Annotated in this window: 24 protein-coding genes and 2 tRNA genes; 4 read left to right on the forward strand and 22 right to left on the reverse strand. The window is 55.1% G+C overall.

The window, feature by feature from the left end; all coding sequences use genetic code 11:
- Positions 1-3: 3 nt before the first annotated feature.
- From PS2015_RS09475 to PS2015_RS09505, 8 genes are all read right to left on the reverse strand, one after another.
- Positions 4-312, reverse strand: a complete 309-nt coding sequence (locus PS2015_RS09475) for a YeaC family protein (protein ID WP_058021998.1) — start codon at positions 310-312, stop codon at positions 4-6.
- Positions 305-1,153, reverse strand: coding sequence for a rhomboid family intramembrane serine protease (locus PS2015_RS09480; protein ID WP_058022000.1), 849 nt, complete (start codon positions 1,151-1,153; stop codon positions 305-307). The genes PS2015_RS09475 and PS2015_RS09480 overlap by 8 nt, the downstream gene beginning before the upstream one ends.
- A complete protein-coding gene (locus tag PS2015_RS09485; protein WP_058022002.1) occupies positions 1,146-2,036 on the reverse strand; it encodes an NAD(+) kinase in 891 nt (296 codons plus the stop codon). Before PS2015_RS09485 ends, PS2015_RS09480 begins: the two co-directional genes overlap by 8 nt.
- A gap of 80 nt (positions 2,037-2,116) precedes the next feature.
- A complete protein-coding gene (locus PS2015_RS09490) occupies positions 2,117-4,261 on the reverse strand; it encodes a M12 family metallo-peptidase (RefSeq protein ID WP_058022004.1) in 2,145 nt (714 codons plus the stop codon).
- Positions 4,262-4,341: 80 nt separating this feature from the next.
- Entirely contained in the window at positions 4,342-4,491 is a 150-nt protein-coding gene (locus PS2015_RS15615; RefSeq protein ID WP_156412701.1) for a hypothetical protein, read from the reverse strand.
- 111 nt (positions 4,492-4,602) lie between these two features.
- Positions 4,603-5,334, reverse strand: a complete 732-nt coding sequence (locus PS2015_RS09495) for a 1-aminocyclopropane-1-carboxylate deaminase/D-cysteine desulfhydrase (protein ID WP_058022005.1) — start codon at positions 5,332-5,334, stop codon at positions 4,603-4,605.
- Positions 5,335-5,396: 62 nt separating this feature from the next.
- Positions 5,397-5,473, reverse strand: a tRNA-Asp gene (locus PS2015_RS09500).
- Between the two features lie 60 nt (positions 5,474-5,533).
- Positions 5,534-5,609, reverse strand: a tRNA-Val gene (locus PS2015_RS09505).
- A gap of 116 nt (positions 5,610-5,725) precedes the next feature.
- Between PS2015_RS09505 and queD the strand changes: the two genes are divergently transcribed.
- Positions 5,726-6,082 carry a 6-carboxytetrahydropterin synthase QueD gene (gene queD, locus PS2015_RS09510; protein ID WP_058022007.1) on the forward strand — a complete coding sequence of 119 codons (357 nt, stop codon included), beginning with the start codon at positions 5,726-5,728 and terminating at the stop codon, positions 6,080-6,082.
- 13 nt (positions 6,083-6,095) lie between these two features.
- Here the strand turns inward: queD and PS2015_RS09515 are convergent, their stop codons facing one another.
- From PS2015_RS09515 to prfB, 4 genes are all read right to left on the reverse strand, one after another.
- Positions 6,096-7,271: an NAD(P)/FAD-dependent oxidoreductase gene (locus tag PS2015_RS09515; RefSeq protein WP_058022009.1), complete on the reverse strand. Its 1,176-nt coding sequence runs from the start codon at positions 7,269-7,271 to the stop codon at positions 6,096-6,098.
- Positions 7,272-7,297: 26 nt separating this feature from the next.
- On the reverse strand, positions 7,298-7,993 hold the full coding sequence (ung, locus tag PS2015_RS09520) for a uracil-DNA glycosylase (protein ID WP_058022011.1): 696 nt from the start codon (positions 7,991-7,993) through the stop codon (positions 7,298-7,300).
- Positions 7,993-9,519, reverse strand: coding sequence for a lysine--tRNA ligase (lysS, locus tag PS2015_RS09525; protein ID WP_058022013.1), 1,527 nt, complete (start codon positions 9,517-9,519; stop codon positions 7,993-7,995). The genes ung and lysS overlap by 1 nt, the downstream gene beginning before the upstream one ends.
- A gap of 4 nt (positions 9,520-9,523) precedes the next feature.
- Positions 9,524-10,619, reverse strand: a protein-coding gene (prfB, locus tag PS2015_RS09530) for a peptide chain release factor 2 (RefSeq protein WP_156412702.1) whose coding sequence is annotated in 2 segments (ribosomal slippage) — positions 9,524-10,546 and positions 10,548-10,619 — 1,095 coding nt in all. Because the reading frame shifts where the segments join, the coding sequence is not laid out codon by codon here.
- A 328-nt stretch (positions 10,620-10,947) separates the two neighbouring features.
- On the opposite strand from prfB, the gene mnmC reads away from it, so the two are divergent.
- Entirely contained in the window at positions 10,948-12,930 is a 1,983-nt protein-coding gene (gene mnmC / locus PS2015_RS09535; RefSeq protein WP_058022017.1) for a bifunctional tRNA (5-methylaminomethyl-2-thiouridine)(34)-methyltransferase MnmC2/FAD-dependent 5-carboxymethylaminomethyl-2-thiouridine(34) oxidoreductase MnmC1, read from the forward strand.
- Positions 12,931-13,205: 275 nt separating this feature from the next.
- Here the strand turns inward: mnmC and PS2015_RS09540 are convergent, their stop codons facing one another.
- Positions 13,206-14,555, reverse strand: a complete 1,350-nt coding sequence (locus PS2015_RS09540) for a M18 family aminopeptidase (RefSeq protein WP_058022019.1) — start codon at positions 14,553-14,555, stop codon at positions 13,206-13,208.
- Positions 14,556-15,254, reverse strand: coding sequence for a BamJ family beta-barrel-assembly machinery protein (gene bamJ, locus PS2015_RS09545; protein ID WP_058022022.1), 699 nt, complete (start codon positions 15,252-15,254; stop codon positions 14,556-14,558). It lies immediately after the preceding gene.
- 118 nt (positions 15,255-15,372) lie between these two features.
- Here bamJ and PS2015_RS09550 point away from each other — a divergent pair, with 118 nt between their 5' ends.
- Positions 15,373-15,912 carry a leucine-rich repeat domain-containing protein gene (locus PS2015_RS09550; protein WP_156412703.1) on the forward strand — a complete coding sequence of 180 codons (540 nt, stop codon included), beginning with the start codon at positions 15,373-15,375 and terminating at the stop codon, positions 15,910-15,912.
- On the opposite strand, the gene PS2015_RS09555 is transcribed toward PS2015_RS09550, so the two are convergent.
- From PS2015_RS09555 to PS2015_RS09580, 6 genes are all read right to left on the reverse strand, one after another.
- The gene (locus PS2015_RS09555; RefSeq protein ID WP_058022025.1) at positions 15,887-16,513 is read right to left on the reverse strand and encodes a MiaE family protein; all 627 of its coding nucleotides are present in this window, start codon (positions 16,511-16,513) and stop codon (positions 15,887-15,889) included. The two genes, PS2015_RS09550 and PS2015_RS09555, sit on opposite strands and share 26 nt — an antisense overlap.
- Positions 16,506-17,756 carry a DNA recombination protein RmuC gene (locus PS2015_RS09560; RefSeq protein WP_058022027.1) on the reverse strand — a complete coding sequence of 417 codons (1,251 nt, stop codon included), beginning with the start codon at positions 17,754-17,756 and terminating at the stop codon, positions 16,506-16,508. Before PS2015_RS09560 ends, PS2015_RS09555 begins: the two co-directional genes overlap by 8 nt.
- Before the next feature lie 7 nt (positions 17,757-17,763).
- Entirely contained in the window at positions 17,764-18,846 is a 1,083-nt protein-coding gene (locus PS2015_RS09565; protein ID WP_058022028.1) for an NlpB/DapX family lipoprotein, read from the reverse strand.
- Positions 18,847-18,863: 17 nt separating this feature from the next.
- Complete coding sequence (gene dapA / locus PS2015_RS09570; protein ID WP_058022029.1) at positions 18,864-19,739, reverse strand: 4-hydroxy-tetrahydrodipicolinate synthase; 876 nt, start codon at positions 19,737-19,739, stop codon at positions 18,864-18,866.
- Between the two features lie 115 nt (positions 19,740-19,854).
- Positions 19,855-20,931, reverse strand: coding sequence for an AI-2E family transporter (locus PS2015_RS09575; RefSeq protein WP_418054917.1), 1,077 nt, complete (start codon positions 20,929-20,931; stop codon positions 19,855-19,857).
- A gap of 12 nt (positions 20,932-20,943) precedes the next feature.
- The gene (locus tag PS2015_RS09580) at positions 20,944-21,177 is read right to left on the reverse strand and encodes a sulfurtransferase TusA family protein (protein WP_058022031.1); all 234 of its coding nucleotides are present in this window, start codon (positions 21,175-21,177) and stop codon (positions 20,944-20,946) included.
- A gap of 80 nt (positions 21,178-21,257) precedes the next feature.
- On the opposite strand from PS2015_RS09580, the gene PS2015_RS09585 reads away from it, so the two are divergent.
- Positions 21,258-22,721 (forward strand): M48 family metalloprotease, encoded by a 1,464-nt coding sequence (locus PS2015_RS09585; RefSeq protein ID WP_169792294.1) that lies wholly within the window; start codon positions 21,258-21,260, stop codon positions 22,719-22,721.
- Positions 22,722-22,790: 69 nt separating this feature from the next.
- Here the strand turns inward: PS2015_RS09585 and nadA are convergent, their stop codons facing one another.
- Entirely contained in the window at positions 22,791-23,843 is a 1,053-nt protein-coding gene (nadA, locus tag PS2015_RS09590) for a quinolinate synthase NadA (protein ID WP_058022033.1), read from the reverse strand.
- Positions 23,844-24,033: 190 nt separating this feature from the next.
- Positions 24,034-25,104, reverse strand: a complete 1,071-nt coding sequence (locus PS2015_RS09595) for a reverse transcriptase/maturase family protein (RefSeq protein WP_058022034.1) — start codon at positions 25,102-25,104, stop codon at positions 24,034-24,036.
- Between the last annotated feature and the right edge of the window lie 88 nt (positions 25,105-25,192).

Raw genomic sequence — 25,192 nt, forward strand, 5'->3', positions numbered from 1 at the left:
AATTCAATGTCTCCGTCCATCTTCCGGCATGATTGTCAGTGGGACACTCTGCTGAGGATCGGCGGGTTTATCATCATCACACTGTGTTTTTTTAAGCCCTGTGCGGTCGATAAATCCAACCCGCTGCTCTTCAGGCAAATACTGCTGCTCATAAGCGATAATCGCCTGCAGACAATACTCCAGTTGCTCGGGCGTCAAGCGCCGGCCATCGGGCCATTTGCCCAGCTCCACCGCTGTTTTAAGATTCTCGTGCACTTCCGGATCCATCAGATCCAGAATATCCCGTATCGACTCAATCGTTTTCTCAGACATAGGATCCTCTTTTTTTGTACCACAGGCCAAGCAACCAGCCGGCCAGCATACCGGAAACCAGACCACCGGCATGTGCCGCCGAGGCAATGTAGGATGAGGCCAGCACCTCCATCAGTATGAGCGCCACCAGAAATACCATGATCATGGCGGGCGGCAGGCGGAGTCGAGAGCCCGGATGAATATTCTGCCATAACCAGATAAAGCCGATCTGACCGTAAACCACACCCGACAGGCCGCCAAAATTGGCCGCCCCACTCCAAAGGTACTGCGCCACATTGCCAGCCAGTGCCATCCACAACAGGACCAATGTATAACGCCAGGGTTTCAGGGTAGGCTCCATCATGCGGCCAAAATACCAGAGCCACAATGAATTGAATACCAGATGAATCAGTCCAAAATGCAGAAATGCCGGCGTAATCATTTGGAGCCAGACCAGCGGCTCAGACAGCGAGACTGTGCTACGGTTCAGGTCGGGAAAAAACATCCCCCGAATGGCGTAGGTATCGGCTCCGGCGCTGCTGAACAACGCAACCACAAGACTGATCAACAACACTGTGACTGTCACCGGTGCCGTCCAGGCTGCGTTTAACAGATTCTGAACAATGCTCTTGACCGGCAGCATTGCCGGCCCACGGGTCAGCGCACTGTCCGACACTTGCAGCTCACCACTTTGCCAGGCATCGAAACAGGCCCGAACCAGCTGAGCCTCAGCCTCCGAGCGCGTCCACACCACCAGCTTACCCGACTCCTCCGTCACGTGATGCGCAATTGCCCGCGACCGCAGTATCACCACCAGGGGGCGTAAATCCAGACTTGCCGAAACCGTCAGTGCTCTATGCATCGTCCCTGACCAGTCGGTTACCCCAACCGAGTTTGCTGCGGCAAACTTCGTAGTAATTGTATTCCAGCGGATGGATCAGGCGCAGCGGTCCGGCTTTTTTGCGGATAATGATTTCATCACCCGGCTCTGTATGAAACCGCACAGCACCGTCACAGCTGACCAGGGGCGAAATTGCCCGCTGCTTGACAACCGCTATGCGTATTTCCAGATCAGCATCGACTACCAGGGGGCGGCTGCTCAAAGTGTGCGGATACATGGGCACCAGCACCAGAGCATTGAGACTGGGATGCATGATCGGCCCGCCGGCCGATAAAGAGTAAGCTGTCGATCCGGTCGGCGTGGCCACGATCAGGCCATCAGACTGTTGCGAATTGACAAACTGGTTGTCGATAAACAGTTCGAACTCAATCATTTGCGCGGCAGTGCCCGGGTGCAGCACGACATCATTGAGGGCAGTGCCACCGGGCAGCAATTCATCATCCCGGCGCACGGTGAAATCCAGCATAAAGCGTTTTTCTTCCCGATAACGACCCGCCAGCACAGCATCCAGCGATGTCTCCAGTTCTTCGGGCAGTATGTCAGTCAAAAAACCCAGTCGGCCGCGGTTGATTCCCAGTACGGGTACATCATGATTAACCAGCGCTCGAGCGGCATTGAGCATACTGCCGTCACCACCCACCACGACCACCAGGTCACACTCGCCGCCCAGTTCATGGCGACGATGCACGGGCAATGAAATGTCCGGCAGCAGCTCGGCAGTGCTCTGCTCCAGCACAATCTCCAGATGTCGGGTTTGCAGGTATTCAATCAGGCGTCTGAGGGTCGAAACAACGCCGGCGTGTCCGGGGCGACCCACCAGACCCAACTTTTTGAATGTCGACATAATGAGGCTTCCGCGCGCTCGGGATTTAACAGCAGCGCAGTATAACACGGGACCGGTAACAGGCACGTGGCACTGAAAAATCAGGGTCCGGTTCCGATCTGCACTACAAGTGGCTCGGCGGTGTAAATCACCTGACCGGTATCAGGCAACTGATACGCAATAAACAGCACCAGGGGATGGCCCAGCAGCTCCGGCAGCGGCTGGAAGTTCTGCAGAATGCTCAGATATTCAACGGCGCTCAGGGTTCTCGCCGGGGCGTAAGGCACCAATCCGGCTGCGCTGCCGTCCCAGTCAAAAATTTCACCCTGATCATTAAGTTGCAGCAAGCCCAGACCCGCCGCTGACAGATCGGCCAGCACATGGAACTGACCTTGCTCTCCTACATGCTGCGAATCGATATAAAAATCCGCATTGATGTCCATTCGCTGCCCTGGGCTGACCCTGTAGGTGTAGTTCAGGCCCTGATCAACGCTGGCGGCCAGGGCTATCTGTGCATCCGTAGCGCGGCCATCCAGACTGGCCACCTGTCGCGCCGGGCGCTGGGTGACCGTTGAAGGGCGGTAGTTGGCAGCCTGAAAGCGCACCAGATTCAAGGCTCTGACGGCATCGGCGCCCTGATGCGGATCGCCATGGTGTACACCACAGGCCAGTCCGGCACCACAGTCCAGATGAGGGCTGGAAAACACTGCAGTACGCCGGGCGCTGCCAAACCGGGCCGGATTGGCCATGACTGTCGCAAACTGATTGTCGACCGCGTGCCCGGTTGCGAACGGGAAGGTGCCACCGCCGCCGTCTTCCAGGTGTGAGTGGGTTAGTCCCAGATTATGACCAATTTCGTGTACCAGCGCCGAACTGACCGGACAATCAATACCCACCAAAGAAAACGCATACTCACTCTCATCAAAAGCCGTCAGATCACCGTATGTCTGATACCCGCCCAGGTTGGCCAGGCCACACAGCCGTGCCTGCACAGCCATGGGACGGAACAGGACAACCAGATCTGCACCATACTGGTCACGCAGAGTCGACACCTGGCCGAAAGCCGGATGATCACCATAGGTCAGCTCATCCAGTTGGGTATAAAAATCAACGTCACTTCCCGGGTAATTCACTTCATTGTGATAGACCGGGCGCAGGGTAATGCCCACACCGCTGTCCTGAAAAATCTGATTGGCAACACTGAACATCTGATTGATACGGGTCGCCGCGTTTGCACCGTATATCTGACGCACATCGGGTGTGTAAAGGGCCAGCACATCGATAACCACATTGCCCAGCCGATCCGCTGTCAACTGCTGAGCCTGAGCTGTGTTGAATGCGCTGAGCATGTCATCACTACCCTGACCTACTACGTCATTGACCACGTTCAACCAGGCATCGTGCCGCTGCTGCTCGACATAAACGGTGCTCAGTAGTCGCTTGGGCTGACTGACCGGATCCACTCGGACTATATAACTGATGCTGCGGGTGGCACCGGGCGCCAATGTCTGTGGCAGACGGCAACGCAATATCTGCTGGCTTGGCCGCGTATTGGTCCACAGTGACTGACAGGCTGGTGCGCTGATCAGGCGGCTGTCTTCAAGAATGAAATAAACGTCTGCCTCAACAGCAGACAGATTGCGGCTGCTTCGATTAGTAAAGGACAGAGTTACCTCCACCTCGGCAGACTGCCCCGTAAACAGCACCTGGCGGCTGAATTGTTGCTGAATTTCCAGTTCACCCTGGGAGACATGCAACTGATCGGGGCGGGCATGATCAGAAGACAATGACAAGGGCTGCGCCTGTCGAAGATAATCAGCAGGCAATACATAGTCACTACTGAGTTTATCCAGCTCAAGCTCTTCAGGCTGATAAAGACGACCTTCGATCATTTCGCCGCTCCGCTGACCATCAAACAACCAGCGCTGTCCGGACAACTGAATTTCTGCAAACGCAACCTGGCGGTTAGTAGTCAGAATGACAGCGACCTGACCATCTTCACTCTCACCGCGCAATACCCGGTCACCGTTCAGGTAGTGGCCGTCATGACTGATAATAACCTGCTGAGTGCCGTGCCCGGGCACGAAAAACTCCAGTAACCGCCCCTCACGCAAGGAATCAATAGTCTTCGAGGGCACCTGCAGGGTCAAGCTTTCGGCAGCGAGGGCGGGCAATACGGCGCCGCCACTCAGCAACACCAGCATGGCCGAGAGTCCAATTGAGCTTAACAGGGTGCGAAACTGCATAAACCAGAGACCGCGAATAATGAACGACCCGACCAGAATAGCGTGACGTGGGAATTTTTTCCACCTTTTTGCAGATTAAGTCAGGGGGATGCGGCGAAACGATTCTGCAAGCCGCCGGTGTGCAGCACAATAATTCGGGACCCAGGACTGAAGTCGCCTTGCTGAATGTCCTGATAAAGACCTGCCAGCAGTTTGCCGGTGTAGACCGGTTCCAGCGGTATCTGATGCATTGCCTCAAACCAGTCAATAAATCCCATCAGCTCGGCGTTTGTTTTGGCGTACCCTCCGCAATGATGGTTCAGCTTCAAGACATACGATGAGGGGCTGAGATTAACGCCCAGTTATGCCAGCCAGCTCTCCAGGTCGCGCTGCAAAAAATCAGCACCTTTAAGGACAGCGTATCCCCGAACCAGTGGCATATATCGCAGATCACCCAGCTGATGATGCTGCCACAGACCGGCCAACAAGCCAGCCATGGTGGTAGCCGTGCCGCAGGCCAGAGCAATATGCTGATCAGGCCGATCATCAATGCTCGGCCTCAGCACCTTCGCCAGCGCCTGACATCCGTGCGTGCCAGCCAGATTGCCGCCCCCCTCCGGTATAAGCCATGCCGGACCATACCGTGCCAGCAACTGATCGACGAATGCAGACTCATGACGACGTCGATATTCACTGCGCGTGATCGGAATCAACTGCATGCCGCGCTCGTGAACAAACCTCAACGTGGGATTCAGCATCGACGGGATCTCACCGCGTAGCATGGCAATGGTGCGCATGCCGTAACGATGACCGGCTGCGGCCAGCGCATACAGATGATTCGACCAGGCGCCGCCAAAACTCAGCAGCGTGTCGTGGCCGTTAAGCCGCGCCAGGCGCAGGTTCTCGCGTAGCTTGAACCACTTATTGCCACCCAGCGCCGGATCGGCCAGATCCAGGCGTAATATCTGCAAATCGATAGCATGCTGCTTAAGGACAGGATCAACTAATGTCTGCAGCGGAACGGTATCAAAGTCTGGCTCGGGGGCAAGCCAACCGTCTGATAACAAGGAGTCTGAAGGAGCTGAATCGGACATAGGCAAGAGGGAGTGTCCGGTTGATGGCGCCGTCGGCGATTGCCGACGGGCATCAGAAATAATGGCGGACCGGACGGGACTCGAACCCGCGACCTCCGGCGTGACAGGCCGGCATTCTAACCAGCTGAACTACCGGTCCGCGATACCCTACACAGTGCACATTGCACATCCATACAGCCAGAAAGTGTCACGTAAATTCTGGTGGGTGGTGAGGGATTTGAACCCCCGACATTCGCCTTGTAAGGGCGACGCTCTACCAACTGAGCTAACCACCCGCTGTGTTGAGTGACGCGCATTTTACCGACTTGAGCTGGCATGTCAAATAAAATTTAAGAAAATAAGTCACAAGGTTTATACTTGTCAGTCTTTGCCGATCACGGATTATTTTTTGATGGAAATCTACAAAGAGTTCAGCTTCGAAGCGGCCCATCGCCTGCCGAATGTTCCTGAGGGACACAAGTGCGCCCGTTTGCACGGCCACTCCTTCCAGGTGCGACTGGTCGTCGCTGGACCGGTGGGTGAACACAGCGGCTGGGTCATGGATTTCGGCGACATCAAAAAAGCGTTCAAGCCAGTCTGGGAACGCCTGGACCATCACTACCTGAACGAGATCCCCGGCCTGGAAAATCCCACCAGTGAGAATATTGCCGCCTGGATCTGGCAGGAACTGAAGCCGCAGCTGCCGGAACTTGCGCGCATCGAGATCCGCGAAACCTGCACCAGCGGCTGCATCTACAGCGGCGAGTAAACGCTGGCCGGGCTTAGCTGCCCAGCAGTTTTTTGTAATACATAAAGTCTTTTGCGCGGTTGATGCAGTCGGCCGCGATCAGCTCTCCATCACGATAGTAAGTCACGACAAAACCTTCTTCTGAACCGGGCTCTGCTGAGCCATCCGTTTCAATACGGTCATAGCCATCACACAAACCGGCGGCTTGCAATTTGACATCATACTGATCCGACCAGAACCAAGGGGTCATGTTGTACACTTCATTGGCGCCACAGATATTGGCAGCCGCTACGCGAGACTGATCATTGGCGTTCTGCACCGACTCCAGGCGCACACGGCGCTGATACAACGCGCTCGGGTGCGAGCAACAATCACCTGCTGCGTAGATATCCGGGTCACTGGTGCACGCATGTTCATCAACACAAATGCCATTATCCAGTTTCAGACCGGCCATTTCGGCCAACCCGGTTTCCGGCACCACACCAATACCAACAATCACCAGATCAGCCTTAAAGGTACTGCCGTCTGCACAGGTGACTGACTCCACAGACTGCTGACCATTGATGGCCACCACTTCGGCAGAGCAATGAATGTCAACGCCATGGTGACGATGCAGATTCTGAAAATACGCTGACATCTGCGGGCCAGTGACCCGTTGCAGCACGCGCTCCGCCCGCTCCAGCACAGTGACATCTTTGCCCAGTTTACGAAGCACCGCCGCCGCTTCCAGACCGATATAACCAGCGCCAATCACCACTACACGCCGCACCTCATCCAGGCGCGCGCGGATTGCTTCAACATCTGCCAGGGTGCGCAGATAACAGACACCATCCAGACCATCGCCCAGGGGCAGACGTATGGGCCGCGCACCTGTGCACAGTGCCAGCTTGTCATAAGCCAGCACCTCACCAGAAACCAGAACCACCTGTTTATTTTCTGCGCTCAGAGACTGTACTCGCTCATTCAGTCGCAGTGTCACATTCTGGGCCTGGTACATGGGCGCCGGGCGCAACAGAATACCATCCGCGTCTTTTTCGCCGGACATGACCGCCTTGGACAAAGGTGGTCGATGATAAGGCATCTGCGATTCATCCCCGATCAGCACGATCTCGCCCGTCCAGCCGTTTTTACGGAGTTGTATGGCCAATTGCGAACCAGCATGACTGGCACCGACGATGACGCAACGTAAATTCTGAGACGATTCAGACATGCAACTCTCCTGCTGAAAATACCAAACTAAACTATCTGCCAGTCAATAGGCGGCTGCTGATGCGCCTGCAAATAATGATTGGCACTCGAAAAATGACGGTTACCCAGAAATCCCCTGTGAGCGGACAGTGGCGAGGGGTGAGCCGACTGCAGGACCAGGTGCCTGCGTCGATCAATAATCGCACCTTTTTTCTGCGCATAACTACCCCAAAGCATAAACACCAGATGCTCGCGCCGCTCATTCAGCAGTGCAATAATTTTATCGGTAAAGCGCTCCCAGCCCTTATTCTGGTGAGCACCAGCGCGGCCAGATTCAACCGTCAATACAGCATTGAGCAACAACACCCCCTGCTGCGTCCAATGGCTCAGATTACCATGTGCCGGCACACTCAGCCCCAGATCCTGACCCAGCTCTTTGTAGATGTTTTTTAAGGAAGGTGGCACAGCAACACCTTTTTTCACAGAAAAACACAAACCGTGTGCCTGGCCTGAACCGTGATAGGGATCCTGTCCCAGTATCACTACCCGGACCTTATCAAAAGGTGTTGAGTTGAGAGCATTAAAGATATCCGGACCTGGCGGGTAAATGATTTTACCCGCGGCCTTTTCATCACGCAGAAACTGGCGTAGCGCCAACATGTAAGGCTGCTGAAATTCATCCTGCAACAATGCTTTCCAGGATGGCTCCAGCTTTATCTCACGTCCGGATTCTGCCGCTGCCATCAGTCTTTATGTGGTCGCATATGCGGGAACAGCAGCACATCACGTATAGACGGCGAATCTGTGAACAGCATCACCAGACGATCAATACCAATACCTTCACCGGCCGTTGGCGGCATGCCATACTCCAGGGCCGTGATGTAGTCTGCGTCAAAATGCATGGCCTCATCATCACCGGCATCCTTTTGCTCCACCTGCTCATGGAAACGAGCCGCCTGATCTTCGGCATCGTTCAGCTCCGAAAAGCCGTTGGCCAGTTCGCGCCCACCGATAATCAGCTCGAAACGATCCGTCACCTCGGGGTTGCTGTCGCTGCGCCGCGCCAGTGGTGACACCTCCGTCGGGTATTCAGTGATAAAGGTCGGCTGCAGCAGATGATGCTCAACTTTCTCGTCAAAAATTTCCATCATGATGCGGCCCAGGCCCCAGGATGCTTCAACTTTGACACCGTAAGATTTGGCCAACGCTTCGGCCTTGTCGCGCGATTCCAATTGCTCTGCACTGACATCCGGACAGTATTGCAGGATGGCCTCCTTCACCGGCAATCGGGTAAAGGGCTGAGAAAAATCAAGTTTTAAACCCTGATATTCAAACTCCGTGCTGCCCAGCACCTCGCCGGCAATTGTGCGCAGCATGTGCTCTGTGAAATCCATCATGTCGTGGTAGTCAGCATAGGCCTGGTAGAACTCGACCATGGTGAACTCGGGATTATGTCGGGTAGACAGACCTTCATTGCGGAAATTGCGATTGATTTCAAAAACCCGCTCAAAGCCACCCACCACCAGACGCTTAAGGTACAGCTCCGGGGCAATGCGCAGATACATGGTCTGATCCAGCGCATTGTGATGCGTAATAAACGGCTTTGCCGTGGCACCACCGGGAATCACCTGCATCATCGGCGTTTCCACTTCCATATAATCGTGCGACAGAAAGTAATCACGCATACTGTTGATGATCTTTGAACGCAAGATAAATGTGCGACGCGACTCCTCATTGGCGATCAGGTCAACATAACGCTGACGATAGCGCACTTCTGTATCAGTCAGACCCTTCCACTTGTCCGGCAGCGGTCTCAGCGCCTTGGTCAGCAAGCGCAGGGACTCAACATTTACAGTCAGTTCGCCTTTACCGGTACGGAACACCTCGCCCTCAACGCCAACGATGTCACCAAGATCCAGCGCTTTGATTTCTTCCATCATTTCAGCAGGCAAGGCCTTGTGATTCACGTAAAGCTGCAGCGCTTCGCTGGCATCCTGTATGACCAGAAACGGCCCGCGCTGACGAATCAGGCGCCCCGCCACTTTGACCTTACGTGCCAGTTGTTCCAGGTCTTCACGACTGGTTTCAGCGTATTCCCGATGCAGATCTACCGCCAGGACATCGCGCCGGAAGTCATTCGGGAAAGCATTGCGTTTCGCCTGAATGGCGTGCAACTTTTCCCGCCGCTGGGCAATCAGCTTGTTCTCTTCATGCACATCGTGCTGCGGCGCGACGTTGTCTGCCGTATTCTGATCTTTTGGTGAACTCATCCGTTTACAATCCCATTTTCAAGCTGGCTTCAATAAAGCGGTCCAGGTCGCCGTCTAGCACGGCGCCGGTATTGGTATTCTCGACATTGGTACGCAGATCTTTGATGCGCGACTGATCAAGCACATAAGAGCGAATCTGGCTACCCCAGCCAATATCTGCTTTTTCAGCCTCAACACTTTGCGCCTCTTCACGACGTTTGAGCTCTTCCAGCTCATAGAGCTTGGCCTTCAATTGTTTGATAGCCTGGTCCTTGTTCTTGTGTTGCGAGCGCTGATTCTGGCACTGCACAACAATGCCCGATGGCAGGTGCGTCAGTCGAATCGCCGAGTCAGTGGTATTTACGTGCTGGCCACCGGCACCGCTGGAGCGATAGGTATCAACACGAACCTGCGACATATCGAGATCGATCTCAATATCGTCATCAATTTCCGGCGACACAAACACCGAAGAGAACGATGTATGGCGACGGTTACCTGAATCAAACGGCGACTTGCGTACCAATCGGTGCACACCCGTCTCAGTACGCAACCAGCCGAAAGCATATTCCCCGCTAAAGTGCAGCGTGGCGCTTTTGATGCCAGCCACTTCACCGGCGGATAATTCCACAACCTCTACAGCAAATCCTTTGTCCTCACCCCAGCGCATATACATGCGCATCAGCATTTCCGCCCAGTCCTGCGCTTCGGTGCCACCAGAACCAGCCTGAATATCCAGAAAGGCGTTATTGGGATCCATCTTGCCTGAAAACATGCGCCGGAACTCCAGTGCTTCCAGTTCCTGCTCCAGCTTGCCAAGTTCAGAACCAACCTCATCAAACAGGTCTGAATCCTGCTCTTCCTGCGCTAACTGCAATAACTCTTTGCTGTCTTCCAGACCGCTGTACATGCGATCTATGGTGCCCACCACGTTCTCAAGGCTGGAGCGCTCGCGTCCCAGTTCCTGGGCATATTCGGGTTTGTCCCAGACGGCGGATTCGCCCAGTTCGAGTTCTACTTCTGCGAGGCGGTCCTTTTTGGTGTCGTAGTCAAAGGTACCCCCTCAGCGTGTTGGTACGCTCGGTGAAGTCTTTGATTTTGTTCAGCAAGGGGTTGATTTCCATCGATGATCCTGTGGGTTTGCGCGGTTTATCCGGAAAAACGCGCATTTTACACCACTGCGGGCTCGTTTACACATCTGTGTCATCGTAGCGCGTTCAGTATCACTTCGTAGCGCGGCCGTTATCACTTCGTAGCAGGGTCAGTATCACTTCGTAGCACGGCTGCGGGGTGGGGCAGGTTCTGTCAGCACGCGCTTGAACCCATCCATGGGGCGCTCGGCGTTCGCCATCTGACCGCCATGGATGGGTTCAAGCGCGTGCTGGGCGTACCTCCCCCTCTCCGTGACCGTACTACGGAGTACTGAACGATTGCGCGCCGGAGTAGGTTACAATGGCGCGCATGACGAAACACACTGAACTGCACAACGCCAGGCTCAGCTGGCAGGACGACGGCGCGCCCTACTCGCCTGATTATGATGACGTGTACTTCTCCCGCGAAGGCGGGCTGGCCGAGACGCACTACGTGTTTTTGCAGGCCAACGACCTTATGGCGCGCTGGCAGGCGCTTGACGCAGAACTGGTGGCCAGTGACAGACATGCGGTGTTCACGATTGCCGAGCTGGGCTTTGGTACCGGGCTTAATTTTCTGAGCTGTTGGCGGCTTTGGCTGCATAGCGGATGTCGGCGTTTGCGTCTGCACTACATCAGCTGCGAGAAACATCCACTGACTCATGAGGCGCTGGGCAAGGCCTTGTTGCAGTGGCCGGAGCTGGCCAGGTGGCGCGATCAGCTATTGCGTTTTTATCCAGATCATACGGCTGGATATCACCGTCTGCCTCTGCCGGACGTCACGCTGGATCTGTATTACGGCGATGCCCTGGAGCTGCTCAGACAGCAGTCCTCGCCCGGGGCCAAAATCGATGCCTGGTTTCTGGATGGTTTTACGCCAGCCCACAATCCGGAACTTTGGAGCGATGAAATTCTGGCGACCATAGCTGCACTGAGTCATGGCGGCAGCACACTCAGCAGCTACAGTGTCACGGGACGGGTTGTGCGAGAACTGCGAGCACTGGGTTTTGAAGTGGAAAAGCGCAAAGGATTCGGCCATAAACGGCAGATGCTGTTTGCACGATTCGGATCTGAGTTCAGAGAAGAGATTCGTACCCCAAGCTCAGCTGTTGTTATCGGGGCGGGCCTGGCTGGTGCCATGCTGGCTCGCTCACTGGCGCGGCGTGGTGTCCACGTGACAGTGCTGGAGCAATTGCCGGAAGTCGCCGGTGGTGCCTCAGGCAATCGCCAGGCAGTGGTGCAGATGCGCCTTAACCGGCAGGCTGATGCGCTTTGGCAACTGAACCTGCACAGCTATCTGTATGCATTGCGCTGTTATCAGGCGCTGGCCGACGAGTCAGGTAATGCCTTGAACTGGCATGCCTGCGGTGTCCTGACGCTGGACAGTGCCTACACACACACCCGCAAGGGAGGCTCATCGCAAGACTACAGCCACTATCCGGAATCTGTATTGCAACAGCTCAGCACTGAGATGACTAGTGCTGTCGGCGGTATACAGCTGCAAGAGGCCGGAATTTATCTGCCCGGCGGTGGCTGGTTGAATCCGGCAGCCTGCTGCAGGCTGTGCCTGGAACACCCCCTGATCAGCGTTAGAACCGGCGTAAAAGTAGCAAAGCTGGAACGTGCTGGCAGCGAACAATGGCAACTGAGCGAACCCGGCGGTGCGCTGATCACCCGTAGTGAACTGGTTTTTATCGCCAACAGTTATGCGGCGAACGACCTGGAACCGACCGAAAACTTACCTTTGGCACCGCTACGCGGCCAGGTCAGCCACGTGCCATCGACATCAGACAGTGAAAGCATCAACATGGTGCTGTGTTCAGAGAGATACCTGGCACCCGCCCATCAGGGTCTGCATTGTGTGGGCGCAAGTTATGTGAAAAATACAGACGATGCTCAGCTCTCGTTGTCTGAACATGAAGAAAACCTGCAAAAACTGGGCGCCATCACCAGCGGCCTGAACCTCGATCCAAAAACGCCACTGGCCGGCCGCGTCGGTTTCCGCGGCACGTCACGCGATTACCTGCCCATGGCCGGCTCCGTGCCCGACCCCGAGCAGCCAGCCCATCGCTACGGCGGCGCTCAACACTTTCATGATAGCCCCGAAGAAACTCGTCTGCCCGGCCTCTACATCAGCGCCGGCCACGGTTCCCACGGCACTGTCAGCTGTCCCATCCTCGCCGAGCACCTGGCCAGTCTGGCCTGCGGAGAACCATCCCCCCTGCCCCAACCCCTGGCAGAGCTGGTCGATCCGATCAGATTCCAGCGCCGGGGACGGAGGCGGTCTACGTCCCCCGAGCAATAATCGCCGACAAGAGAGTCAGAGCCGGTCTTTGACCACATCACGCTAGAAGCCGGCACAAGGATTGGGTGTCGGGCAGCGCGGTCATAACCATTCAGGCCATGTTTTCTTTTCCCCAGTGGTAGCCGATCAGCGGTAGGACTGTCTGAGTCCGGAGCGGCGCAGCCGCGACGTCGAGTTCCGCACCGCCGGTTACCACTGGGGAAAAGATGGCCGGTTATGACCGCGCTGCCTGACACCCAATCCGCTCCCGAACGAAGCTTATAACCCAGGGAGGGTCAGAGACCGCCTCCGTCCCCGGCGCCGAAGTAGAGCCGGAGAGCACGCCCCAGCAACCAGCCGTCGTCACTGCCAGCCAGTTCCCGGATCGAGTGCATACCGTAGGTCGGCACACCGATGTCGATGGTTTCAACACCCAGCCCCGAGGCCGTGATTGGCCCGATGGTGCTGCCGCAGCCCATGTCGCTGCGCACCACAAACTCCTGCACAGGCACATCCGCCTGATCGCATATTGCCTTGAAGCGGGCGCTGCTGCGGCTGTTGGTGGCGTAACGTTGATTAGCGTTGATTTTGATGACGGGACCTTTGTTAAGCAAGGGACCGTGGTTGGCGTCGTGTTTTTCGGGGAAGTTGGGGTGCAGGCCGTGGGCATTGTCGATGGACAGAAACAGCGAGCGGCGTGTCATGCGCTCGACTGATTCGGCGGCATCACCCTGCGAGAATTGTGCGCACAGCCGAGCCAGCACGGAACGCAGGAAAGGACCCTGCGCGCCGCAGGCTGATGCGCTGCCCACTTCTTCATGGTCGTTGCAGACCATCAGCGAAAACTGTTTATTGTCCGATTTGTGAGCCGCCAGAATTGCATCCAGGCACACATAACAGCTGAGCAGATTGTCCAGCCGCGCTGAAGCAATAAAGTCATTGTGCAGACCAATCACGGCCGGTGCCTGTGTATCGTAAAAATACAGTTCATGAGCCAGTACTTTATCGACTTCTACAATGCCGTGCTGTGCCTCCAACGTCTCACGGATGAAAGCGCCGAAATCAAATTGTGCTGGCGTATTATCCGCTGCCGGCACCAGCGGCATGGCAAACACCGGTGGCATATCCTTCTGGGCGTTGATGCTGCGATTCTGATTGGCTTCACGATCCAGGTGAATGGCCAGACTCGGGACAGTGGCTATCGGCCGGCACCAGTTCAGCAAAGCCGAGTCGACATCGCCGTTTTGTCGGCGAAACTCCACCCGACCCGCCAACGACAGATCCCGATCAAACCAGGGCGCCAGCAGAGCACCGCCATAAATTTCGACGGCAAACTGCAATGCCGATGGCGAGTTCATCACCGCATTGGGTTTGAGTTTCAGACAAGGGCTGTCGGTATGGGCACCTGCCATGTTGATGCCGGTTTCTGCTGGATCGGCATCTGCCGTGGTAAACGCCACAATTGAGGAATCATTGCGCGTCACTACATAGGCGCGGCCAGGTTTCAGTTGCCAGACATCCTGCTCATTCAGTAGTTCAAATCCGGCAGATTCCAGCGCCGCCCGCATGGTACTGACCGCATGGAAGGGTGTAGGAGACTGCTGCAGGAAACGCAGCAGTCCATCATTATAGTGCTGCTTATCCACTTATTGACCGTTAACCTCAAGCAACTCTACATCAAACACCAGCGCTGAGAATGGTGGAATGGGACCAGAGCCACCTGGGCCATAGGCAAGATCCGACGGGATGTAGAGACGGAAACGATCGCCCGGCTTCATCAGCTGCAGGCCTTCTGTCCAGCCAGGAATAACCTGGCTCAACATAAATTCAGCAGGCTGCCCACGTTCAATTGAGCTGTCAAACACTTCGCCGTTAACAAAACGTCCCTCATAATGAGCGGTCACCGAGTCGCTGGCAGTCGGTGATACACCGGCACCGTCACCGCGTGACAACACTTCATATTGCAGCCCCGAGGCTGTTGTGGTCACACCGTCGCGCTGGCCATTCTGAGCCAGAAACTGTTCGGCGGCCTGGCGGTTGGCTTCAACTTCGGCCTGTTGCTGTTCCATCAGTTGCTGCTGAAAGGCCATCAGCGCATTCATCATTTCTTCTTCGCTCATGCGTGGCTCGCCGTTGACCGTATCTCGCAGACCTTCGATAAAAGCCTCAAGATTGATGTCTTCTGTCAGCCCCTGCATCACCAGATTCTGGCCAATATTAACGCCTACGCTGTAGCTGATCTGCATTTGTTGATCAGTCAGATCGACGTCCTGAGCCTGCGCAGGCACCTGTGCCATCAGCAATGAAACCGCCAGACCCAGGCCTGCGGCGCGAAATTTGTTCATAATCTTGTCCTGTTAGCGTTTTTGAATACGCCGAGCAGTCTAAACCTGTTAAGCGTTGATTTCCAGTGGCGCCATGACAGTGCTTCCGCCTCCGGGTCGCATCGGTTATGCTTGGCGCATGACAATCACCCCCCGCCAACTATTCCGCCGCGCGACCCTTCAAATCGTCTGCATGAGCGCGTGCCTGCTTACGCTCAACAGCTGTGCCCGACAGTTTTCGGTCAGTGTCAATCAGAATGTCCTGTATGATCCCAGACCCGCCAGCGGCTTAATCCGGGTAGCCGATCCGGGGCTCCAGAGCTGTATCAACGTCACAGTTCGTCAGCGCGAGATCAGCGATATCACTGATATAACCGTCCTGGCCTGCCCGCAACTGGAAATCAGCTCACTGGCCGGCCTGGAAGCGGTAGCATCCCTGCGCTTTATTGATCTGGCTGGCAATGAGCTGGAAACGCTGGATGGATTGCGACGTCTGGAGCGTCTGACATCGGTCAACGCGCCGAACAATCTGCTGAAAGATATTTCCGGAATTCTGGCACTGAACTCATTAACCAGCGCCGTGCTGACAGACAACCCGGACATCCCATGTGACCAACTGGAGAGTCTTCAACAGAAGCTGGGGCAGAATCTGATCAGATCGCCGCAGTGTCGGCGCTGAAAGGCACTCCGCTGTGAAAGCGAAATTCGGTGTCGGGTGATTCAATCAGCGTTTTTTCGATACTGAGAAAATGTTTGATGCGATTACTGATATCTACATCCGCATACTGCTGAGCAAGGCCCAGATAATCCTGGTAATGCCGCGCCTCAGAGCGCAGCAGACTTCGATAAAATTTAGCCAGTTTCTCATCGAGCAGCGGCGCCAGCACTGAAAATCGCTCACAGGAGCGAGCCTCAACAATGGCGCCCACAATCAAGCTATCAATCAGGGCTCCATCCCGGTCAGTACGCATAGAATCGCGCAGGCCCGCTGCATAACGCGACGGCCCGATGCGCCCATAAGTCACCCCTCGCTCAGCCATGATGCCAACCACCTGCTCAAAGTGCAGCAGCTCTTCACGTGCCAGTTGTGACATTTTTGTCAGCAGATCAGTGTGCGACACATAACGATACATCAGCGTCATGGCATTGGATGCCGCCTTTTTCTCACAATTGGCATGATCAATCAATAATAAGGCCTGATTATCCATGGCCCAGTCGAGCCACGCAGCGGGCGTGCGACAAGGCAAAAAATCAATCAGTTCCTGCAGTGCTTCATTCATCATCATTATCCTGCGCCAGGCGATCTTCATTCAGTTTCTTGCTGGCCCTGGCACCCAGCTTCTTCAATTTTTCAGTGCGACCGATCAGGTTACCTTTACCGGTCTGTAACTTATTGATCACGCCTTCGTAACTGCGTTGACTGGCATCGAGTTTACGCCCCAGGTCGTCGATATCCTCGACAAAACCCACAAACTTATCGTACAGCGCACCGGCCTGCCGGGCGATTTCCTGGGCGTTGCGGCTCTGATATTCATAACGCCAGATATTCTGAATAGTACGCAAGGTTGCCAGCAAAGTTGATGGACTGACCAGCACGATATTGCGGTCGAATGCGTGATTAAACAGCTCATGGTCCTGTTGCAAGGCCAGAGAAAACGCCGGTTCCACCGGCATAAACAACAACACAAAATCAAGAGATACCACGCCGGGCAGGTTCTGATAGCGCTTGTCACTGAGTTGCCGGACATGTGTCCTTACCGATTGCACGTGCTGCTTCAGCGCGAGATCACGAGCTGGATCATCGTCTGCCGAACAGAATCGCTCATAGGCAGTCAGCGACACTTTGGCATCAATGATGATCTGACGGTTATCCGGTAATTGCACAACCACATCCGGTTGACTGCGCAAACGCGACCCGGTGTCTTCTGAGGTGTCATGAAAACTCTGCTGTATCTGGTATTCACGACCCTCAACCAGCCCTGATGCCTGCAATACCGAGCTGAGAATAAATTCCCCCCACACACCCTGGGTTTTTTGCTCACCACGAAGTGCCCGGGTCAGATTCACCGCATCTTCGCTGATCTGCGTGTTAAGCTGGTGCAGCTGGCGGATTTCTTTTTCCAGCGCAAATCGCTCTCGTGCCTCGCGGTTGTAAGCCTCCTCGACACGTTTTTCGAATCCGCTGATTTTTTCCTGCAGAGGTTGCAGAATTTGACTGATGGTTGCCTGATTGTGATCACTCAGACGCCGACTTTTTTCATTCAGCACATCAGTGGCCAGCATGCGAAACTGTTGGCGCAGCTCCTCGCGACTCTGATTCAGTAACTCAATTTTCTCAACAGTCTGACGCTGCTCTTCATCAAGGCGGGTTTGCAGTCGGATATTCTGCTCTCGCATCTCACGAATCCGACCGCTACTGCTATAACGACCGAGCAGCGTCGCCAACAGCCCAACAACCGCCACTGCCAACAGTGCCGCATACATCGGTACCGACTCTTCAAGCAGCACAGCCGTCAAGGGCATGGGTGGCTCAGATCAGATTATCGTTAATTGTGCGAATCAGCAGGTCTTGCTGGTACGGAGCAGGCGCCCCTTCAGCAATTTCGGCACGAACAGTAATAAGCCCACCGCTCTCATCGAGAGTCAACACAAACTCCCGCAGCTCCGCCTCATCACGGTCACGTGTGAACAGTCTGGCCAAAAATCCGGGTTCATCCTGCCCCTCATCACCCGAGAACTGCAACCGGAATCGAGCCGCATCGCGGTCTGCTTCCAGCACTACTATTTCCGCATTGTTTATTGCCTGATTGATCTGACTCCAGGCTCTCTCGAAATCCACGCTCAGCAGTAATCGTGTATCACCGGCGCGGCTGGCATCCAGCCTTGCCTTGCCTTGCACTGCAATGCTGCCAGCCAGCATGGACACGGAAGAGGCACGGTAGATGTCAGTGCGGTCAGCCAGATACACAGAGATGGACGCAAGCACAGCCGTTTCACGTTCCAGACTTTGAGATTCCGCTGGCCAGGCGACGGGCATGCCATCCGGCGTGGCACCGGAGTCACTGACATGACGCACATAGATCTCAGAGTTACCGGCATGCAGGCCAGGTTCAATGCGTACCTGGTAACGGTGACGCTGCTCACCGCCTTCCACGGGAATCCAGCCGGTTTCCATCACACCGTTCACAGGATCTTCACCGGCCAGGGTTATACCTTCTGTGATCCAGTAGTCACGCAATGGTGGCCATACCTGCCCCGGGGTCGCACCGATGACAATCCATGCTCGCTCGCCAAAGCGCTGAATCACAACGCCTTCACGTACGCGGGTGTCGATGGGTTTGGGGGCCGGGGGGATGACGTACATTTCACGCTCACCGGGCGATTCGGGCGGAATATAATACAGCTCGTCAATGGTAAAGCTATCCAGCTCCTGTGGAATCGTCATGGGCGGAGAGATACGCGCCTCCAGATATTCGCCCTGCCGGTCACGCAACCAGCCGTCTTCGCCGCCTATACCCAGCCAGGAGCAGGCCGGGAATGACAGAGAGAAAAGAGCAATGCAGCACACTCTGGCGACAGTGCGGATATTCGTATTCCGGGCTTCAAACAGCATTTTCGGGACCTTAATAATTAATCGAGACCGGCATGGCGCAGCGCTTCACGCAGCGGAATATGGTACGCCTTGTTCAGTGTAACCAGCGGCAGCCGGATACCACTTTGAATATAACCCATTTCGGCCAGAGCCCATTTCACAGGAATCGGATTGGCTTCCAGGAACAGAGCATTATGCAGACCGGCCAGTCGGGCGTTAAGCAGACTGGCCTTTTCATATTCGCCGGCCAGCGCCAGGCGGCACATCTCGTGCATCTGCGCCGGGGCAACGTTGGCCGTGACCGAGATATTGCCCTTGGCACCGGCCAGAATCAAATCCAGCGCCGTGGCGTCATCACCGCTATAAATGGCAATACGCTCAGCACACAGGGTGATTACCTGTTGGCCGCGATCCAGGTCGCCGGTCGCCTCTTTAATACCGATAATATTGTCGACATCAGCCAGCCTGGAGACAGTCTCCGGCAGCATGTCGCAACCGGTTCGTGACGGAACATTGTAGAGAATCTGGGGAATATCCACTTCTTCGGCAATCTTTTTGAAGTGCTGATACAGGCCTTCCTGGCTGGGGCGATTGTAATAAGGCGTCACCAGCAAACAGGCATCAGCTCCAGTTTCCCTGGCCGCTTTTGTGTAATAAATTGCCTCACTGGTGGAGTTGGAACCAGTGCCGGCTATCACAGGGATGCGCCCTTTTACCGTTTTGATGGCACGCGCTATGACATCGACGTGCTCATCAGCGGTCAGTGTCGGTGATTCACCTGTTGTACCCACCACCACAACGGCGTCTGTGCCGCTTTCAACGTGCCATTCCAGCAAGCGGTCAAACGCTTCGAAATCGATATCGCCGTTCGGAAACATCGGCGTAACAATGGCAACAATACTGCCCTGGATCATGCAAAAACCTCAACTTTTATGGGTCTGGCTCAGGGAGCAGACTCTAACACACTGCACCATATAGACAAAAACCCGAATGACACGTACCACGGTGCCCGCCTGACTGGTGGACGATTTATTTCAGCAGGGTTTGATCGCCTGGCCCCGGATGCGAGGGCCAGGCGTTCAGAATGGCCTTGATCAGGGTCGCCAGCGGAATTGCAAAAAACACCCCCGCCAGCCCCCACAGACCGCCAAAAACCAGCACCGCGGCGATAATTGCCACCGGATGCAGATTAACCGTCTCAGAGAAGATGATCGGTACCAATAAATTGGCATCCAGCAGCTGAATAACCGTGTAGACAGCCAGGACGGTAAAAAATTCACTGCCAAAACCCCACTGCACGTAGGCAACCGCCATCACCGGAATCACCACCACGGCCACGCCGATAAACGGCACAATGACAGACAGACCCATCAATACCGCCAGCAACAACGTATAATTCATTCCCAGAATCGTGAAGGCAATGTAGCTGACACCCGCCAGAATCAGGATCTCCAGCGACTTGCCGCGCACGTAATTGGCCACCTGCTCATCCATTTCAAGCCAGATCTTGCGCATCAGCGGTCTATGCCGGGGCAACAGCCCTGCGACCCAGTCAACCAGCGTCTTTTTGTCCTTCATCATGAAAAACACCAGCACCGGCACCAGGATCACAAAGATAATCCAGGAGAATATATTGGGAAGACTGGAGATGGAGTAAGACAGAATGTACTGACCAAACAGGGCGAGCTCGCCACGCAGACTGCGGATGAAATCCTGGACCTGCTGCTCGCTCATCAATTCCGGATAGTTCTCCGGCAGCACCATCAGCAGTGCCTGCCCTTCGCTGATCAGACGCGGCAACTCATTGATAAGTCGCGCCAACTGCCCCCAGGCTTGTGGCAGCACCAACAGCAGCAGGGCCATGAATCCACTGATAAACAGGGTATAGACCAGTACCACTGCCAGCAGATAAGACAATCCCAGTCGTAGTAGAGAATTCACCATTCCCTGCAACAGGTAGGCAATTATCAGGGCGACGATTAATGGCGCTATATAAGTGCCAATAGTCCACAGCACCAAAAGCGCAGAGATCAGAATCAAGGTAAAGATGACTGATTCTTCATCATGGAAATAGCGATCCAGGAAACTTCTGAAAAAATTTCGCACTCGCATCAGTGGTCAGCCTTTCTGTATCCAGTAACAATAGGAGGCATCCTGCTTTTCGAATGCAATAATTTTATGACGGCTTTGTTGCACGAAGGCGAAAAAATCCCGCTCTGAAGCCGGATCTGTCGCCGTGACCATTAAAATTTGCTCTGGCTGCAGCGAATTCAGCGCCAACTTGGCCTTCAACAAAGGCATGGGGCACTGGAGTCCGCTGACATCCAGTTCATGATCGGCATTATTTTCCATCGGCGCATTTTATCAAGCATTGCAAAGCTGTGCATAGCGCAGCCTGCGGAATTATTTGTGCTAATATCGGTCTTATGAGCATGATGCGTAGTCTTCTTAAAGTCAGCGTGATGGCCGCCAGTATAGCGGCTCTCAGCCATAGCCCGGCAGCTTTGCCACAGAGCCAGTTACCCTCGTTGGGAGACAGGATATCCGGTATTTTCTCCCTTGATGAGGAGTACAAACTGGGCCGCGACTTTTTGCGCTCTGTCAGGCGCACCACGCCCACCATATCAGACCCTCTGATCAATGACTATGTTGTTAATTTTACTCACAACCTGGCGATGCACAGCGACCTGCAGGACTACCGGTTGGCTTTTATTGTCATAGACAGTCCGGCCCTTAACGCCTTTGCGACCCCCGGCGGAGTGATTGGTGTCAATGGCGGGCTGTTCCTTAACGCACATACTGAAGGCGAGTTCGCTTCTGTCATGGCGCACGAAATTGCCCACGTCAGCCAGCGACACTTTGCCCGCAGCGTGGAAGACGCCCAGCGACGGCGCATTCCGGAACTGGCGACATTGCTGGCCAGCGTGGTGCTGATGGGCACCGGCAGCAGCGCCGGCCCGGCCGCCGTCATGGCCGCACAGGGACGATCAATCGAAAATCAACTGCGTTTTTCCAGGCAAAATGAATCGGAAGCAGACCGTATTGGACTGCGCACTATGGTGGCTGCCGGTTATGACCCGGCTGACATGGCCAGACTGTTTGAGCGCCTCATGGACATCAGCCGATTCACCAGTCGCCCGCCGGAGTTCCTGCTCAGCCACCCGGTCACAGAGACCCGTATTGCCGATGCGCGCAGTCGCGCAGGCCGCATTCCCTATCGCAATACCGGTCAGAGTGATTCCCTGGAATACCAGTTAATGCGAGCACGGATAGAAGTCCATTACGCCAGCGACAACAGCGCCGCGGTGACAGACTTCACCACCCGGCTGAGCGACAGCCGCACCGACCAGCAGCGCACGACCAACACCTACGGCCTGGCGCTTGCTCACCTGGCTGCGGAACAATATGACCTGGCACTGCAGAGAATTGACAGCCTGTTGGCAAGCGACCCCAATCGCATTACCTACGTCGTGACGCGTGCTGATATTCTGATTGCACAGGGCAGCGCCCAGCAGGCGCTGGACTATCTGGACCGCCATCTGCGAATCAACCCCAGCAATCACCCGCTGACCATGACACATGTTGACGCTCTGATTGCCCAGCGTAATTATACCGAAGCCGCCCGGGTTCTGGAGCGCCACGCAGTGAGTCGGCCGGATGATCACGACCTGTGGTATCTGATAGCGGAAACCCAGGGACAGGTCGGTGATATCAGCAAAGTACACCAGGCACGGGCTGAGTATTTCATTCTGGTCGGTGACTTCCGCAGCGCACGTGAGCAACTGAACTACGCGCTGCGTATTGAAAATTCACGAGAAGGTAATATTCCACTGATCAGCCGGCTGCGCCAGCGCATGACCGAGGTTGAACAAATGCAGCGGGAAACCCAGGGCTGACAATTCTCACCAGCAAAAAACCGGTCTTAAAATCACGCAAGCAGGAAGAGCACTCTGCCGCAACAATTATCAGGCTTTGCCCTGCACCTTCAGCTTGTGTTGAGCGGAGAAATCCAACATACGCTGCAGAGGAATCATGGCTTTTTTTGCCAACTCCGCCTCCACTCTCACCTCATTGCTGCCGTCACGCAGTGACTCATACATCGCCTGCAGGGAATTCATACCCATCCACGGACAGCTTGCGCAGCTTCGGCAGGTTGCATCCTTGCCTGCCGTTGGTGCAATGATGAATGTCTTTTCAGGCGCCAGTTGCTGCATTTTGTAAAAAATACCCTGATCAGTCGCCACAATAAACGTCTGATCCGGCAGATCACAGGCTGCTTTAATAAGCTGGCTGGTGGAACCAATCACATCAGCCATGCTTAACACCGATGCCGGCGACTCTGGATGTGCAAGAATTTTGGCGTCCGGGTACAGCGTTTTCATGTCGAACAGACCCTTGGCCTTGAACTCTTCGTGCACAATGCAGGCGGCGTTCCAGAGCAACATGTCAGCGCCGGTTTTCTCCTGAATGTAATGCCCCAGGTGGCGATCAGGTGCCCACAGTATTTTTTCGCCTTTCGCTTTCAGGTGCTCAATCACATCCAGTGCGATACTGGATGTCACTACCCAGTCAGCACGCGCCTTCACAGCCGCCGATGTATTGGCGTAGACCACCACGGTGCGATCCGAATGCTGATCACAGAAAGGCGCAAACTCTTCGATCGGACAGGCTATATCCAGCGAGCAGGTCGCTTCAACAGTGGGCATCAGCACGGTTTTTTCCGGACTCAGAATGCTGGCTGTCTCACCCATAAAACGAACGCCGGCAACTACCAGCACCTGCGCATTGCAGTCACGCCCGAAACGCGCCATTTCCAGCGAGTCGGCCACAATGCCACCTGTTTCTTCGGCCAGGGACTGCAACTCAGGATCGGTGTAATAATGAGCAACCAGCACTGCGTTTTTTTCTTTCAGCAGTTTTTTGATTGCATGACGGTATTGGTCGCGCTCAGAGGAAGCGAGCTCGGTTTTGTCGGGCAGGTTTGCCAGATATTCTCTGACCAGCAGAGTATCCGACATCAACTTGTCATCTGGCGCTGAGGATTGAGTCATAATACTTGCACAGATGAAATGGTGGGGCGTGATGGATTCGAACCATCGACCAATTGGTTAAAAGGCAACTGCATTTTGCTCACTTATCAAATAGTTGGGTGCCATCTTTTTCCGGCAAAGTGCCGAAAACACCCCTGTAATATCAAGATAATAGCATTTATTTTTCCGGAGATCGACCGCGCTCAGCTGGCACAAAAACCACCCCACCCAGCACACTCTCACGCAGCCCCAGCGTATCCGCATGACTGGCATGCGCCACCCAGCTCTGCACGGTCTGACGCACCAGCTCCAGGCTAACACTGCCCTCGGCATACTGCCGCTGCAGGCGCTTCAAACTACGCTTAATCCGCCGAATCGAATCTTTACGCAGCCGCCGGTGTGTCGGCCAAATGTGATACCCCAGAAAGTTCAGCCCCCGCCCATGCCGGGTGGCCACCGGGAACACCTGTGTTTTGTCATTGGTGGTCAACCTTAGGCTGTCCCACAGAAACTGCTCCAGTACGCGCCTGGCATCGTGCAGCCAGGCTTTGTCGTGGTGGACGATGACAAAATCGTCCATGTAGCGCACATAGTGCCGAGCCTTGACCTGGTGTTTTGCGTACAGGTCCAGCTCATGCAGGTACACATTGGCCCAGAGCTGGCTGGTCAGGTTGCCGATGGGCAGGCCTTTGGGTGCCAGTGTTGCCGGGTGAATGCCGCTGTCGATGATGCCTGCGCACAGCTCATAGGTGCGGTTACAGCGGATCTTGCGTCGTAAAATGGCTTTCAGCACGCCGTGATCCACGCTGGCAAAATATTTGCTGACATCGGCCTTGAGCACATACAGATGACCATGCTCGCGCTGCACCTTTCTGAGCATGCGCTGGACGGCATCTGCGCCTCTGTGCATACCTCTGCCGGTTCGGCAGGCATAGCTGTGGTGGATAAAGCACGGATCCCATAGCGGCTCAAGCTGGCTGACCAGGCTGTGCTGCACCACGCGGTCGCGGTATGGGACCGAGGCAATCTCGCGCTTTTTCGGTTCGAACACATGAAACCGGTGATATTTGCCGGTTTTGTATTCACCCCAGATCAGCTCGTTCTGGAGCTGAATCAGGTTGCCCTCCAGATCCTGCTCAAAGTGCTGCACGGCCGGGCGGCCTCGCTTGCCCAGCCTGGCCTTCAGGTGCCCGCGATACAGGCTCTCAAAATCATAAACGGCCGGGAACATTCCGTTGTGGCTTTTCATAAACACTCCGTGTCTAAAAAGGCGGCAGGGCTGAACGGTGGGTGCAACATGGCACTTACTGGAACAGCCTGCCTGTTAAGTTTTTCGG

This window comes from Pseudohongiella spirulinae, assembly GCF_001444425.1.
In the GTDB taxonomy this organism is placed as follows: Bacteria; Pseudomonadota; Gammaproteobacteria; order Pseudomonadales; family Pseudohongiellaceae; genus Pseudohongiella; species Pseudohongiella spirulinae.

What these genes read in the sequence shown, in the direction of transcription:
- PS2015_RS09475 (WP_058021998.1), bottom strand. Translation starts at nt 312, where the DNA reads ATGTCTGAGAAAACGATTGAGTCGATACGGGATATTCTGGATCTGATG.
- PS2015_RS09480 (WP_058022000.1), bottom strand. Translation starts at nt 1,153, where the DNA reads ATGCATAGAGCACTGACGGTTTCGGCAAGTCTGGATTTACGCCCCCTG.
- PS2015_RS09485 (WP_058022002.1), bottom strand. Translation starts at nt 2,036, where the DNA reads ATGTCGACATTCAAAAAGTTGGGTCTGGTGGGTCGCCCCGGACACGCC.
- PS2015_RS09490 (WP_058022004.1), bottom strand. Translation starts at nt 4,261, where the DNA reads ATGCAGTTTCGCACCCTGTTAAGCTCAATTGGACTCTCGGCCATGCTG.
- PS2015_RS15615 (WP_156412701.1), bottom strand. Translation starts at nt 4,491, where the DNA reads ATGCATCAGATACCGCTGGAACCGGTCTACACCGGCAAACTGCTGGCA.
- PS2015_RS09495 (WP_058022005.1), bottom strand. Translation starts at nt 5,334, where the DNA reads ATGTCCGATTCAGCTCCTTCAGACTCCTTGTTATCAGACGGTTGGCTT.
- queD (WP_058022007.1), top strand. Translation starts at nt 5,726, where the DNA reads ATGGAAATCTACAAAGAGTTCAGCTTCGAAGCGGCCCATCGCCTGCCG.
- PS2015_RS09515 (WP_058022009.1), bottom strand. Translation starts at nt 7,271, where the DNA reads ATGTCTGAATCGTCTCAGAATTTACGTTGCGTCATCGTCGGTGCCAGT.
- ung (WP_058022011.1), bottom strand. Translation starts at nt 7,993, where the DNA reads ATGGCAGCGGCAGAATCCGGACGTGAGATAAAGCTGGAGCCATCCTGG.
- lysS (WP_058022013.1), bottom strand. Translation starts at nt 9,519, where the DNA reads ATGAGTTCACCAAAAGATCAGAATACGGCAGACAACGTCGCGCCGCAG.
- mnmC (WP_058022017.1), top strand. Translation starts at nt 10,948, where the DNA reads ATGGCGCGCATGACGAAACACACTGAACTGCACAACGCCAGGCTCAGC.
- bamJ (WP_058022022.1), bottom strand. Translation starts at nt 15,254, where the DNA reads ATGAACAAATTTCGCGCCGCAGGCCTGGGTCTGGCGGTTTCATTGCTG.
- PS2015_RS09550 (WP_156412703.1), top strand. Translation starts at nt 15,373, where the DNA reads ATGACAATCACCCCCCGCCAACTATTCCGCCGCGCGACCCTTCAAATC.
- PS2015_RS09555 (WP_058022025.1), bottom strand. Translation starts at nt 16,513, where the DNA reads ATGAATGAAGCACTGCAGGAACTGATTGATTTTTTGCCTTGTCGCACG.
- PS2015_RS09560 (WP_058022027.1), bottom strand. Translation starts at nt 17,756, where the DNA reads ATGCCCTTGACGGCTGTGCTGCTTGAAGAGTCGGTACCGATGTATGCG.
- PS2015_RS09565 (WP_058022028.1), bottom strand. Translation starts at nt 18,846, where the DNA reads ATGCTGTTTGAAGCCCGGAATACGAATATCCGCACTGTCGCCAGAGTG.
- dapA (WP_058022029.1), bottom strand. Translation starts at nt 19,739, where the DNA reads ATGATCCAGGGCAGTATTGTTGCCATTGTTACGCCGATGTTTCCGAAC.
- PS2015_RS09580 (WP_058022031.1), bottom strand. Translation starts at nt 21,177, where the DNA reads ATGGAAAATAATGCCGATCATGAACTGGATGTCAGCGGACTCCAGTGC.
- PS2015_RS09585 (WP_169792294.1), top strand. Translation starts at nt 21,258, where the DNA reads ATGATGCGTAGTCTTCTTAAAGTCAGCGTGATGGCCGCCAGTATAGCG.
- nadA (WP_058022033.1), bottom strand. Translation starts at nt 23,843, where the DNA reads ATGTCGGATACTCTGCTGGTCAGAGAATATCTGGCAAACCTGCCCGAC.
- PS2015_RS09595 (WP_058022034.1), bottom strand. Translation starts at nt 25,104, where the DNA reads ATGAAAAGCCACAACGGAATGTTCCCGGCCGTTTATGATTTTGAGAGC.